This is a genomic window from Streptomyces alboniger (assembly GCF_008704395.1).
Classification (GTDB): Bacteria; Actinomycetota; Actinomycetes; order Streptomycetales; family Streptomycetaceae; genus Streptomyces; species Streptomyces alboniger.
Map to the genome: position 1 here is coordinate 4,446,559 of NZ_CP023695.1, position 13,066 is coordinate 4,459,624.

Sequence of the window (13,066 nt, forward strand, 5' to 3'; positions counted from 1 at the left end):
CCGTACCCTGTCCCTCGTGGCAGAACCAGTGGTGCGCATCCCGGATGCGAAGGTCGCCCTGTCGACGGCCTCGGTCTATCCGGAGTCGACGGCGACGGCCTTCGAGATCGCCGCACGTCTGGGCTACGACGGTGTCGAGGTCATGGTGTGGACCGACCCCGTCAGCCAGGACATCGAGGCCCTGCGCAGACTGAGCGACTACCACCAGATCCCGATCCTGGCCGTCCACGCGCCCTGCCTGCTGATCACCCAGCGCGTCTGGTCCACCGACCCGTGGGTCAAGCTCCAGCGCGCCAGGGCCGCCGCCGAGAAGCTGGACGCGACCACCGTCGTGGTGCACCCGCCGTTCCGCTGGCAGCGGGGCTACGCACGCGACTTCGTCGACGGAATCTGGCGGATGGCCGACGAGACGGACGTGCGCTTCGCCGTCGAGAACATGTACCCCTGGCGCTACCGCGACCGCGAGATGCTCGCGTACGCCCCCGACTGGGACGTCACCAAGGACGACTACCGCCACTTCACCGTCGACCTCTCGCACACCGCGACCGCCCGCACGGACGCGATGCAGATGATCGACCGCATGGGCGACCGGCTCGGCCACGTCCACCTCGCCGACGGCAAGGGCTCCGCCAAGGACGAACACCTCGTCCCCGGCCGCGGCACCCAGCCCTGCGCCGAGCTGCTCGAACGCCTCGCTGCCACCGGCTTCGACGGCCACGTCGTCATCGAGGTCAATACGCGGCGCGCGATGTCCAGCGCCGAGCGCGAGGCCGACCTCGCCGAGGCCCTCGCCTTCACGCGGCTGCACCTCGCGTCGGCGGTGAAGGTGCCCCGCTCATGACGTCCGGCGCCCCCACGGGGGCCGCCGCCCCACGCCGCCGGGGCCGCCCGTCCCGTACGCAGTCGGATACCGGACCCGCGACGCGCGACCGCATCCTCCAGGCAGCCCGCGACGAATTCTCCGAACGGGGATACGAGAAGACGTCCGTACGCGGCATCGCCAAGGCCGCCGCGGTGGACCCGGCGCTCGTGCACCACTACTTCGGCACGAAGGAGCAGGTGTTCGAGGCGGCCATCACCGTCGCCTTCGCGCCCGCGCTGGAAGCGCCCGCCACCGTCGAGGAGGGCCCGCTCGACGGGGTCGGCGAGCGGCTCACCCGCTTCGTCCTCGGCGTCTGGGAGAACCCCTCCACGCGCGCCCCGCTGCTCGCCATCGTGCGCTCCGCGGTGAACAACGACACGGCCGCCGCCGTCTTCCGCCGCCTCATCGCCGCCCAGCTCCTCGGCCGCATCGCGCGCCGCCTCGAACTGCCGGACGCCGAACTGCGCGCCGAACTGGCGGCCGCGCAGCTGGTGGGCATCGCCATGCTGCGTTACGTGATCAAGGTAGAGCCGCTGGCCTCGGCGGACATGGAGCAGATCGTGGCGCGGGTGGCGCCGGTGGTGCAGGGGCATCTGACGGGGGCGTGAGCCAGGGGCCCGCACAGTCGAGGCAGCCCGAGGCGGAAGCCCCGGAAGCGTGAGACAGGCGTCCCGCGATCCGGACACCCTGTCCGGATCCTGGAGCCTCGGCGTACGCTCGACAGCAGCCCCATCTCTGACGAAGGAGCGAGCGACGATGCCCGAGCTCAGGTCCCGCACAGTCACCCACGGCCGCAACATGGCGGGCGCCCGCGCCCTTATGCGCGCCTCCGGTGTACCCGGGGCCGACATCGGGCGGAAGCCGATCATCGCCGTGGCCAACTCCTTCACGGAGTTCGTGCCCGGCCACACCCACCTCCAGCCCGTCGGCCGCATCGTCTCCGAGGCGATCCGCGAGGCCGGCGGCATCCCCCGCGAGTTCAACACCATCGCGGTGGACGACGGCATCGCGATGGGCCACGGCGGAATGCTGTACTCCCTGCCCTCGCGCGACCTGATCGCCGACTCCGTGGAGTACATGGTCGAGGCCCACTGCGCCGACGCCCTGATCTGCATCTCCAACTGCGACAAGATCACCCCCGGCATGCTGATGGCGGCCCTGCGCCTCAACATCCCGACGGTGTTCGTCTCCGGCGGTCCGATGGAGGCCGGCAAGGCCACGCTCGTCGACGGCACGGTCCGCAAGCTCGACCTGGTCAACGCGATCAGCGACGCGGTGGACGAGAGCGTCTCGGACGAGGACATCCTCCGTATCGAGGAGAACGCCTGCCCGACCTGCGGCTCCTGTTCCGGCATGTTCACCGCCAACTCCATGAACTGCCTGACCGAGGCCATCGGCCTCTCCCTGCCGGGCAACGGCTCGGTCCTCGCCACGCACACCGCCCGCAAGGAGCTGTACGAGCGCGCGGGGCGGACGGTCGTCGACATCACCAAGCGGTACTACGACGGCGACGACGCCTCCGTCCTGCCGCGCAGTATCGCCACGCACGCCGCGTTCGAGAACGCCATGGCCCTGGACATCGCCATGGGCGGCTCGACGAACACGATCCTGCACCTGCTCGCCGCCGCCCGCGAGGCCGAGGTCGACTACGACCTGACCGACATCGACGCCGTCTCGCGCCGCGTCCCCTGCCTGGCCAAGGTCGCGCCGAACGCCGCGCCCACGACGACGTACTACATGGAGGACGTGCACCGCGCCGGCGGCATCCCCGCCCTCCTCGGCGAGCTGTACCGCGGCGGCCTCCTCAACGAGGACGTGCACACCGTCCACTCGCCCTCCATCAAGGAGTGGCTGGACACCTGGGACATCCGCTCCGGCTCCGCCTCCGAGGAGGCCGTCGAGCTGTGGCACGCGGCGCCCGGCTGCAAGCGCTCCGCCGAGGCCTTCTCGCAGTCCGAGCGCTGGGACACCCTCGACACGGACGCCGCGAACGGCTGCATCCGCGACGTCGCCCACGCCTACTCCAAGGACGGCGGCCTCGGTGTCCTCAAGGGCAACCTCGCCGTGGACGGCTGCGTGGTGAAGACCGCGGGCGTCGACGAGTCGATCTGGACGTTCGAGGGCCCGGCGGTCGTCTGCGAGTCGCAGGAAGAGGCCGTCGAGAAGATCCTCAACAAGGCCGTGAAGGAAGGCGACGTGGTCGTCATCCGCTACGAGGGCCCCAAGGGCGGCCCCGGCATGCAGGAGATGCTCTACCCCACCTCCTTCCTCAAGGGCCGCGGTCTCGGCAAGGCCTGCGCCCTGGTCACCGACGGCCGCTTCTCCGGAGGCACGTCGGGCCTCTCGATCGGCCACGCCTCGCCCGAGGCGGCGTCCGGCGGGACGATCGCGTTCGTCGAGGACGGCGACCGCATCCGCATCGACATCCCGAACCGCTCGATCGAACTGCTCGTCGACGACGCGGAGCTGGACCGCCGCCGCGCCGCGCTCGGTGGGGTGTACGAACCCAAGGGCCGTGAGCGCAAGGTCTCGGCCGCCCTGCGCGCGTACGCGGCGATGGCGACCAGCGCCGACAAGGGCGCGGTGCGCGACGTGTCGAAGCTCGGCTGACACCCGGCGTTCGGCTGACGCGTTCGGCTGACACCCGAAACCTTTCGCGGCGCGGGCGCGTCCTTGGTGGGGAACACACCAGGGGCGGCCCGCGCCGCCGGTTACGGGGGACACCATGAGCGAGAGCGTCATCACACCGGAGACCGCCGACGGCACCGAGGCCGAGGCCGAGGCGCTGGCCGGCAGAACCTACGTGGTCGCCGCGGACGTCAACGTCCGCTCCGGCCCCGGCTCGTCGTACCGCAAGGTCGGCCGCCTCAGCGCGGGCGCCCGCGTCACCATCCAGTGCCAGAAGCCGGGCGAGACGGTCACGGGACCGACCGGCACGTCGAAGCTGTGGGACCGGATCGGCAGCGGGCGGTACATCTCCGATACGTACGTCCGCACGGGCAGCGACGGTTACGTGGCCCCGCGCTGCTGACGGCCTCCGGAGCCGCCGGGATCACTCGGAAGCCGCCGGGATCACTCGGATTCCGGCGGCTTCGCCGTGTCGAAGGCGAACACCGTGTTCTCCGCGCCGGTCACGATCGCCGCACGGCCCGCGACGGTCACCCGGGGACTCGCGTTCATCTCGCCGGACACGCCGTCGGCCCGCGGATCGGTGTGCCACAGCTTGGCCCCGCCGCGCTCGCGCAGGGCGGCCACCCGGCCGCTGGCCGAGCTGAAGTACAGCGTGCCGTCCGCGGCCACCGGCCCCGAAGCCCCTTCGAGGCCCGTCTGCCGCGACCACTTCCGCTTGCCGGTCGCCGGATCGAGCGCGCGGACGAGGCCGGTCCGCCCGGTGATGTAGACGGTGCCGCCCGCCACCGCGGGAGTGCCCTCGTACGGCGTCGGCAGCGGCGCGTACGACACCTTCCGCGCGTCCGTGTCGACCCGCGCCACTCCCTCGTACCCGAGCAGCTCCGGCCCCTTCACGCGCTGCCGCAGGAGTACGACGTCACCGTCGACGGAGCCGACCGGTTGGACGGGGCCCGGGACGGGGACACCCTTGCCGAGCCTCCCCGAGCCGCGGCCGATCTCGTACACCACGGAGTGGCGCACCGCGCCGGCCTCCACCTCGACGCGCGGCGCGCACATCGCGTACAGCCGTCCCCCCGCGGGGAGCGGGGCGCACTCCGCGGCGGCGGGGAAGGGCGTCGTCCAGGCCACGTGGCCGCTGTGCGCCTGCCGGGCCTCGAAACGGGAGTTCGACGCGTCGACCGTCACGACGAGGGAGCCGGACACCACGGCGTCCTGCGTCCGCCCCGTCACCGCCGTCGACTGGGAGCCGGACCGCACGGACCACAGCTCCTTGCCCTTGTCCGCGTCGACCGCCACCACGTCGGTCGCACCGCCGCCGGGCGCGCCCTCGGCGGCGAAGCGGTAGCCGAGAACCGTGTCGTCGGTGACGCCCACCAGGTGCATGCCCTGGACCGGCACGCCCGGACTCTTCCGGGTCCACACGCGGGTTCCGTCGGCGATCCGCAGCCGGGTCGCCACGACACCGCCGCCCCCGCAGAACAGCGCGTCCCCGCGCGCCTCGCACCGCAGCTCGTCCGGGATGTCCGCCCGGCCGCCGCGCACCTGCTTCCGCCAGGGCTCGAACCCGCGCGGCAGCGGGTCCCCGGTCGCCGCCACGTTGCGGCCCTTGTCACCCGTGCCACCCGGCTCGCCCGGGGCGTCGGTCCGCATCAGGGCGACGCCACCGCCGATCGCCGCGACGGCGACCGCGGCGGCGAGGACGGGGCGCAGGCGGCGGCGCTTCCCGGAGCGGGGGCCGGTGGCGGAGGCGGATTTCGCCGGGGAGGCGATCGGCGTGGACGTGTCCTCACCGGCCAGATGGTGCTGTGTGTCCGTCTCGCACGTGGGGCGCGCGGCACCCTCCACGGCGGCGGTCCCGAGATCCGTGGGCAGATCCCGCAGCCGTACGAGGAGTTCGTCGGCCGAGGGCCGGTCCTTGGGGTCCTTCGCCAGACACGGCTCGACGACCTTCCGCAGCACGGCCGGGACCGAGCCCAGCGAGGGCGGCTCGTGCACCACTTGATACGCCGTCATATACGGACTGTCCGCGTCGAAGGGCCCCTGCCCCGTCGCCGCGTACACGAGCAGCGTGCCCAGCGAGAACACGTCGGAGCGCGGCCCGACCCCGCGCGGCGCCTGCAACTGCTCCGGCGACATGAAGGGCGGCGTGCCGATCACCCGCCCCGTCATCGTCAGCGTCTGCTGGTCCGCCGCGCGCGAGATGCCGAAGTCGATGACGCGCGGGCCCTCGGGGGAGAGGACCACGTTGGACGGCTTGAGGTCCCGGTGCACGACCCTCGCGCGGTGGATGTCGCGCAGCGCCTCCGTGAGCCCGATGGCGAGCGTACGCAGCTCGGCGCCGCCGATCGGGCCCTGCTCGGCGATGCGCTGCGCGAGCGTGTGGCCCTCGATGTACGTCGTGGCCATCCACGGGTGCGCGGCCTCGGGGTCGGCGTCGATCACGGCCGCGGTGAAGGCGCCGCTGACCCGCCGGGCCGCGGCCACCTCCTGCCGGAAGCGGATCCGGAACTCCTCGTCGCCCGCGAACTGCTGGTGGATCAGCTTGATCGCGACGGGGCGCCCCGATGCCGTACGCGCCAGGAAGACGGTGCCCATACCGCCCGAGCCGAGCCGCGCCTCCAGCGGATAACCGCCGATCTCCTCCGGATCTCCTCCACGGAGTGACACTGTCCCGACCTCCCCGTGATTACCCGCCAGGCCCTACGCCTTCACGCTCCGCGCGTTATGCCGTACGCCGCCCAAACTAGCCGCCGGGTGGTGGGGCAGGACAAGGAGGGGGACGAATAGGGCGCGCCGCCCTGCGCGGTTTTCGCCACGGCGATAATCAAACGGTGAGCGAAGAACCCACCACCCCCGGTCCACAGCCCGAACCGATCCGCTTCTTCGGGACGACGTGGCTCGCCCACGACGGCGGCTACGGCGTGCGCAGGGCCGGTGTCGCCGTCGGCTCGCTGCTCGCGGCGGCCGCGGGATGCTTCGTCCTGCGGTTCGCCTACGAGGGCCTGGCCATCGCGGACGTGGGCACGTTCGTGAACCTGCTCGTGGTCGTGATGTTCGCGATCTGTAGCGCGATCGCCTTCCGCCGCACGTGGGAGGGGTTCACCAAACGCCACGACCCGGCGTCGCAGGCCCAGATGCGCGGCCTGCTGACCATCGGCTTCATCGGCGTCCTGCTGGCCTACTTCTTCCGCTCCCTGAGGGAGGCCCCCGGAGAGCAACTCCACCGCGAGGAGTACGAGACGGCCCGCGCCCAGTACAAGAAGCGGACCTCGCGCCGGACGGGCAACCCGTCCCGGAAAAAGCGCAGGGCCTGAAGCCTCGCGGCCCCGGCGGCCCGCCTTGACGGGCCGTACCCCTCGGAGGATTATTCATCGCATGATGAATAACGAGCATCCGCAGGCGGCCAACGACCCGCCCGAGAGGGGCGGGCCCGACGGCTGGGCGGGCGACCCGGACACCGCGAACCGGCCCGGCGCCGCCCGGAAAGCCGACGGCGACTCACTCCTCAGCGGCAGCCGGAACATCCGGGGCCGAGGCGGGGACGGGGACAAGGAGGTCACCGCCCCAGCCGCTCCCGCTGCCGCTCCCGCCATCCTGGCCGAAGGCCTCACCGTGATCCGCGGCCGCCGCACCGTCCTGCGCGGCCTCGCCTTCGCGGTCCCGCGAGGCCGGATCACCGGCCTCCTCGGCCCTTCCGGCTGCGGCAAGTCCACCCTCATGCGCGCGGTCGTCGGCACCCAGGCCGAAGTCACGGGCACCCTGCGCGTCCTCGACCACCCCGCGGGCGCCCCCGCCCTGCGCTCCCGCATCGGATACGTCACCCAGGACCCCTCCGTCTACGACGACCTGACCGTCCGCCAGAACCTGGAGTACTTCGCCGCCGTCCTCGACCCCGGCCGGGGCCCCGCCGCGGCCCGCCGCCGCGACCACGTCGCCCGCGCCATCGACGACGTCGACCTGGCCTCGCAGGCCGATTCCCTCGCCGGCAACCTCTCCGGCGGCCAGCGCAGCCGCGTATCCCTCGCGGTCGCGCTCCTCGGCACCCCCGAACTCCTCGTACTCGACGAGCCGACCGTAGGCCTCGACCCCGTACTCCGCCGCGACCTGTGGAACCTCTTCCACGACATCGCCGCCGAACGCGGCGCCACGATCCTCGTCTCCTCCCACGTCATGGACGAGGCCGAACGCTGCCACCGCCTCCTCCTCATGCGAGAGGGCGAGATCCTCGCGGACGACACCCCCGAAGCGCTGCGCACCCGCACCCGCACCGACACCGTCGAAGCGGCCTTCCTCCACCTCGTGGACGAGGCCGCGGCCCGCCCCGCGACCCCCTCCGCGAGCCCCCCATAACCACCGGCCCCCCACCACGCGCCGCCCGGGCCCCCATTCCACACACCCGGAGCCCTCAATGAACCCTCACCGCACCTTCGCCACCGCCGCCCGCGTCCTGCGCCAGCTCCGCCACGACCCGCGCTCCATCGCGCTGATGGTCCTCGTCCCCTGCGTGATGCTGCTCCTCCTGCGCTACGTCTTCGACGGCGACCCCCGCACCTTCGACTCCATCGGCGCCTCGCTCCTCGGCATCTTCCCCCTCATCACGATGTTCCTGGTGACCTCGATCGCCACCCTCCGCGAACGCACCTCCGGCACCCTCGAACGCCTCCTCGCCATGCCCCTCGGCAAGGGCGACCTCATCGCCGGCTACGCCCTCGCCTTCGGCACCCTCGCCGTCGTCCAGTCCGCCCTCGCCACCGGCCTCGCCCTGTGGGCCCTCGGCCTGGACGTCACCGGCTCCGCCTGGCTGCTGCTCCTGGTCGCCCTGCTCGACGCCCTGCTCGGCACCGCCCTCGGCCTGTTCGTGTCGGCGTTCGCCGCGTCCGAGTTCCAGGCCGTCCAGTTCATGCCGGCGGTGGTCTTCCCCCAGCTCCTGCTCTGCGGTCTCTTCGCGCCTCGCGCCGCCATGCAGCCGGTCCTGGAGTGGATCTCCAACGTCCTCCCCATGTCGTACGCCGTCGACGGCATGAACGAGGTCCGGCGCCACCCCGACATCACCGGCGACTTCGTACGCGACGCCGTCATCGTCGCGACCTGCGCCCTGCTGGTCCTCGGCCTGGGCGCGGCGACCCTCCGCCGCCGCACGGCCTGAACCCGACGAGCCGCGCCCCCTCCACCCCGTCCGCCCACCGGACGCGCCCCCTCCCCGGCACACCCCGATGCGAGGATGGCCCCCAGGACGACGCAACCCCGGAGGCCCCACTCATGAGCCGCACCACGAGCCAGAAAGTCGCAGTCCTCGGCACCGGAAAGATCGGCGAGGCCCTGCTCAGCGGCATGATCCGCGGTGGCTGGGCGCCCGCCGACCTCCTGGTCACCACCCGCCGCCAGGAACGCGCCGACGAACTCCGCACCCGCTACGGCGTCACCCCCGTCAGCAACGCCGACGCCGCCAAGCAGGCCGACACCCTCATCCTCGCCTGCAAGCCGCAGGACATGGCGAGGCTGCTCGACGAACTCGCCCCGCACGTCACCGCCGACCGCCTCGTCATCAGCGCCGCCGCCGGCATCACCACCGCCTTCATCGAAGAGCGCCTGGCCGACAGGACCCCCGTGGTCCGCGTCATGCCGAACACCCCCGTCCTCGTCGACGAGGGCATGTCCGTCATCTCCGCGGGCAGCCACGCCACGGCCGAGGCGCTCGCCCACGCCGAGGACATCTTCGGCGCCGTCGGCAAGACGCTCCGGGTCCCCGAGACCCAGCAGGACGCCTGCACGGCCCTGTCCGGCTCGGGCCCGGCCTACTTCTACTTCCTCGTCGAGGCCATGACCGACGCGGGCATCCTGCTCGGCCTGCCCCGCGACAAGGCCCACGACCTGATCGTCCAGGCGGCGGTCGGCGCGTCCGTGATGCTCCGCGACAGCGGTGAGCACCCGGTGAAGCTCCGCGAGAACGTCACGTCTCCCGCCGGTACGACCATCAACGCGATCCGCGAGCTGGAGAACCACGGCGTCCGCGCGGCGCTCATCGCGGCCCTGGAGGCGGCCAGGGACCGCAGCCGCGAACTCGCCTCCGGCAACAACTGACGCGACCTGGGCGAGGGGGCGGGCAGGTCACGTCGGCGGCAGCAGCCCGACCGCCCGATAGGCACCGTCCACCGTCGGCCCGGCCATCCCCCTGGCACGCTCGGCCCCCCGCCGCAACACCTCTTCCACATACGACGGATCCGCCATCAGTTCCTTGTGCCGCTCCTGCACGGGCCTGAGCAGCTCCACCACGGCCTCGGCGGTATCGCTCTTCAGCGCGCCGTACGACTCGTACGCCCCGCTCAGCGCTTCCGGGTTCCCGCCCCGGCAAGCCGCGAGGATCTCCAGCAGATTCGAGACCCCCGGCTTCGCCTCAGGGTCGAACACGACCTCGCTGCCGCTGTCCGTGACCGCCCGCAGGATCTTCTTCCGTACGACATCGGGCTCGTCCAGCAGATAGACGATCCCGGCCCCGGCATCGTGGGACTTGCCCATCTTCGACGTCGGGTCCTGGAGATCCATGACCCGCGCCGCCACCTTGGGCGGCGTGGCCCGCGGCACTACGAAGGTCTGTCCGTACCGCTGGTTGAACCGCACCGCCAGATCCCGTGTCAGCTCGACGTGCTGCGTCTGATCCTCACCGACCGGCACCTCGTCGGCCCGGTACGCCAGGATGTCCGCCGCCATCAGCACGGGATAGGTGAGAAGGGACAGCCGCACGCTCCCGCCCCGCGCCCGCTCCCGCACGGACTTCTCCTTGTACTGGATCATCCGCCGCATCTCACCGTCCGTGGCGACGCACTCCAGCAGGTACGAGAGCCGCGCGTGCTCGTCGACATGACTCTGTACGAAGACGGTGGCCTGTTCGGGATCGATCCCCGACGCGAGCAGCAGCGTCGCCGCCTGCCTGCTGAGCCTGCGCACCCGGCCGGGATCGTGCTCCACCGTCAGGGCGTGCAGGTCCACGACGCCGAACAGCGATTCGGCGCGGTACTGGTCGACCTCGGCCCACTGCCGGACGGCTCCCAGGTAGTTCCCCAGGGTCAGATGCCCCGTCGGCTTGACCCCACTGAAGATCCTCGTCATCTCTCCGCCTCCTGCTCGGGACCGCCGACCCGACGACCGGGTTCCGGGCCTCCAGGGGGAGAAACGAGAACGGCCGCCGAAGCGGCGGCCGTTGAGTACACGCGTATGTACGGCCGCCGTCAGGCGGCCCACCACAGCTGGGTGTACGCGTGCGTTGTCATGCCGCCCAGAGTAGTCCCCGGGGGACCACGCGTCAGGGAGTTGACACTCCCGGGGGGCCTACGTAGTGTTCTCCGAGTTGCCCGACGTGAGCGTCGACCACTTGGTCGGTCCCCGGGCGGCCATTCCGCAAGAACCATTCAAGCGATCGATGTCGTGCGCCCTCTTGGGACTCGCCTTCGGCCCGCTTTCATGCGTATTTGCGAAATGAGGAATCGGCGTTCGAAAGGACGCCCCCGATTAGCTCGGGAGCCAGGATTCCGCTAAAGTCTCACTCGTCGGAACGGCCCAACAGCCGCGAGGACAACCCACATTCGACTGGGAGTCAGGCCCGCAAGGATCTGATAGAGTCGGAACCGCCGGAAAGGGAAACGCGAAAGCCGAAAGGCTGGAGCGGGAACCGGAAAGGCACCGAGGAAATCGGACACGAAAGAGTCTGATAGAGTCGGAAACGCAAGAACAAAAGAAACACCGAAGGGAAGCGCCCGGAGGAAAGCCCGAGAGGGTGAGTACAAAGGAAGCGTCCGTTCCTTGAGAACTCAACAGCGTGCCAAAAGTCAACGCCAGATATGTTGATAACCCCGTCTCCAGCATCAGCTGGGACGCGGTTCCTTTGAAGAAACACAGCGAGGACGCTGTGAACGGACGGGATTATTCCTCCCGACCGTTCCGCTCTCGTGGTGTCATCCCGATTACGGGAGAACATTCACGGAGAGTTTGATCCTGGCTCAGGACGAACGCTGGCGGCGTGCTTAACACATGCAAGTCGAACGATGAAGCCCTTCGGGGTGGATTAGTGGCGAACGGGTGAGTAACACGTGGGCAATCTGCCCTTCACTCTGGGACAAGCCCTGGAAACGGGGTCTAATACCGGATAACACCTCCACTCTCCTGGGTGGAGGTTAAAAGCTCCGGCGGTGAAGGATGAGCCCGCGGCCTATCAGCTTGTTGGTGAGGTAATGGCTCACCAAGGCGACGACGGGTAGCCGGCCTGAGAGGGCGACCGGCCACACTGGGACTGAGACACGGCCCAGACTCCTACGGGAGGCAGCAGTGGGGAATATTGCACAATGGGCGAAAGCCTGATGCAGCGACGCCGCGTGAGGGATGACGGCCTTCGGGTTGTAAACCTCTTTCAGCAGGGAAGAAGCGAAAGTGACGGTACCTGCAGAAGAAGCGCCGGCTAACTACGTGCCAGCAGCCGCGGTAATACGTAGGGCGCAAGCGTTGTCCGGAATTATTGGGCGTAAAGAGCTCGTAGGCGGCTTGTCACGTCGGGTGTGAAAGCCCGGGGCTTAACCCCGGGTCTGCATTCGATACGGGCTAGCTAGAGTGTGGTAGGGGAGATCGGAATTCCTGGTGTAGCGGTGAAATGCGCAGATATCAGGAGGAACACCGGTGGCGAAGGCGGATCTCTGGGCCATTACTGACGCTGAGGAGCGAAAGCGTGGGGAGCGAACAGGATTAGATACCCTGGTAGTCCACGCCGTAAACGGTGGGAACTAGGTGTTGGCGACATTCCACGTCGTCGGTGCCGCAGCTAACGCATTAAGTTCCCCGCCTGGGGAGTACGGCCGCAAGGCTAAAACTCAAAGGAATTGACGGGGGCCCGCACAAGCAGCGGAGCATGTGGCTTAATTCGACGCAACGCGAAGAACCTTACCAAGGCTTGACATACACCGGAAAGCATCAGAGATGGTGCCCCCCTTGTGGTCGGTGTACAGGTGGTGCATGGCTGTCGTCAGCTCGTGTCGTGAGATGTTGGGTTAAGTCCCGCAACGAGCGCAACCCTTGTTCTGTGTTGCCAGCATGCCCTTCGGGGTGATGGGGACTCACAGAAGACCGCCGGGGTCAACTCGGAGGAAGGTGGGGACGACGTCAAGTCATCATGCCCCTTATGTCTTGGGCTGCACACGTGCTACAATGGCAGGTACAATGAGCTGCGATACCGTGAGGTGGAGCGAATCTCAAAAAGCCTGTCTCAGTTCGGATTGGGGTCTGCAACTCGACCCCATGAAGTCGGAGTTGCTAGTAATCGCAGATCAGCATTGCTGCGGTGAATACGTTCCCGGGCCTTGTACACACCGCCCGTCACGTCACGAAAGTCGGTAACACCCGAAGCCGGTGGCCCAACCCCTTGTGGGAGGGAGCTGTCGAAGGTGGGACTGGCGATTGGGACGAAGTCGTAACAAGGTAGCCGTACCGGAAGGTGCGGCTGGATCACCTCCTTTCTAAGGAGCACTTCTAAGCCAAGCTTGCTTGGTTCAGAGGCCACTACGTCGGCAAACGATCGACGGTGGTTGCTCA

At 69.6% G+C, this 13,066-nt stretch carries 10 protein-coding genes and 1 rRNA gene; 9 read left to right on the forward strand and 2 right to left on the reverse strand.

Going from position 1 to position 13,066, the window contains the following annotated elements; translation table 11 throughout:
• Positions 1-16: 16 nt before the first annotated feature.
• The 4 genes from CP975_RS19875 (at position 17) to CP975_RS19890 (ending at position 3,893) form a co-directional block, all read left to right on the forward strand.
• Positions 17-841, forward strand: a complete 825-nt coding sequence (locus CP975_RS19875) for a sugar phosphate isomerase/epimerase family protein (RefSeq protein ID WP_150477187.1) — start codon at positions 17-19, stop codon at positions 839-841.
• On the forward strand, positions 838-1,470 hold the full coding sequence (locus CP975_RS19880; protein WP_055527794.1) for a TetR/AcrR family transcriptional regulator: 633 nt from the start codon (positions 838-840) through the stop codon (positions 1,468-1,470). The genes CP975_RS19875 and CP975_RS19880 overlap by 4 nt, the downstream gene beginning before the upstream one ends.
• A 148-nt stretch (positions 1,471-1,618) precedes the next feature.
• Positions 1,619-3,472, forward strand: coding sequence for a dihydroxy-acid dehydratase (gene ilvD / locus CP975_RS19885; protein ID WP_055527795.1), 1,854 nt, complete (start codon positions 1,619-1,621; stop codon positions 3,470-3,472).
• Positions 3,473-3,587: 115 nt separating this feature from the next.
• On the forward strand, positions 3,588-3,893 hold the full coding sequence (locus CP975_RS19890) for an SH3 domain-containing protein (RefSeq protein WP_055527797.1): 306 nt from the start codon (positions 3,588-3,590) through the stop codon (positions 3,891-3,893).
• Positions 3,894-3,934: 41 nt separating this feature from the next.
• Here CP975_RS19890 and CP975_RS19895 read toward each other — a convergent pair whose 3' ends face one another.
• The gene (locus CP975_RS19895) at positions 3,935-6,160 is read right to left on the reverse strand and encodes a protein kinase domain-containing protein (protein ID WP_055527799.1); all 2,226 of its coding nucleotides are present in this window, start codon (positions 6,158-6,160) and stop codon (positions 3,935-3,937) included.
• Between the two features lie 164 nt (positions 6,161-6,324).
• On the opposite strand from CP975_RS19895, the gene CP975_RS19900 reads away from it, so the two are divergent.
• The 4 genes from CP975_RS19900 (at position 6,325) to proC (ending at position 9,574) form a co-directional block, all read left to right on the forward strand.
• Entirely contained in the window at positions 6,325-6,807 is a 483-nt protein-coding gene (locus tag CP975_RS19900; RefSeq protein WP_150477188.1) for an EamA/RhaT family transporter, read from the forward strand.
• A 61-nt stretch (positions 6,808-6,868) separates the two neighbouring features.
• Positions 6,869-7,843, forward strand: a complete 975-nt coding sequence (locus CP975_RS19905) for an ABC transporter ATP-binding protein (protein WP_246201570.1) — start codon at positions 6,869-6,871, stop codon at positions 7,841-7,843.
• A gap of 58 nt (positions 7,844-7,901) precedes the next feature.
• A complete protein-coding gene (locus CP975_RS19910) occupies positions 7,902-8,639 on the forward strand; it encodes an ABC transporter permease (RefSeq protein ID WP_150477189.1) in 738 nt (245 codons plus the stop codon).
• A 113-nt stretch (positions 8,640-8,752) separates the two neighbouring features.
• The gene (gene proC, locus CP975_RS19915; protein WP_150477190.1) at positions 8,753-9,574 is read left to right on the forward strand and encodes a pyrroline-5-carboxylate reductase; all 822 of its coding nucleotides are present in this window, start codon (positions 8,753-8,755) and stop codon (positions 9,572-9,574) included.
• 27 nt (positions 9,575-9,601) lie between these two features.
• Here the strand turns inward: proC and trpS are convergent, their stop codons facing one another.
• Positions 9,602-10,600 carry a tryptophan--tRNA ligase gene (gene trpS / locus CP975_RS19920; RefSeq protein ID WP_150477191.1) on the reverse strand — a complete coding sequence of 333 codons (999 nt, stop codon included), beginning with the start codon at positions 10,598-10,600 and terminating at the stop codon, positions 9,602-9,604.
• 864 nt (positions 10,601-11,464) lie between these two features.
• Between trpS and CP975_RS19930 the strand changes: the two genes are divergently transcribed.
• Positions 11,465-12,990: ribosomal RNA gene (locus tag CP975_RS19930) — 16S ribosomal RNA — on the forward strand.
• The last annotated feature ends 76 nt before the right edge of the window (positions 12,991-13,066 follow it).

Coding starts and splice junctions, on each gene's coding strand:
- CP975_RS19890 (WP_055527797.1), top strand. CDS start 3,588: ATGAGCGAGAGCGTCATCACACCGGAGACCGCCGACGGCACCGAGGCC.
- CP975_RS19905 (WP_246201570.1), top strand. CDS start 6,869: ATGATGAATAACGAGCATCCGCAGGCGGCCAACGACCCGCCCGAGAGG.
- CP975_RS19910 (WP_150477189.1), top strand. CDS start 7,902: ATGAACCCTCACCGCACCTTCGCCACCGCCGCCCGCGTCCTGCGCCAG.
- trpS (WP_150477191.1), bottom strand. CDS start 10,600: ATGACGAGGATCTTCAGTGGGGTCAAGCCGACGGGGCATCTGACCCTG.
- ilvD (WP_055527795.1), top strand. CDS start 1,619: ATGCCCGAGCTCAGGTCCCGCACAGTCACCCACGGCCGCAACATGGCG.
- proC (WP_150477190.1), top strand. CDS start 8,753: ATGAGCCGCACCACGAGCCAGAAAGTCGCAGTCCTCGGCACCGGAAAG.
- CP975_RS19880 (WP_055527794.1), top strand. CDS start 838: ATGACGTCCGGCGCCCCCACGGGGGCCGCCGCCCCACGCCGCCGGGGC.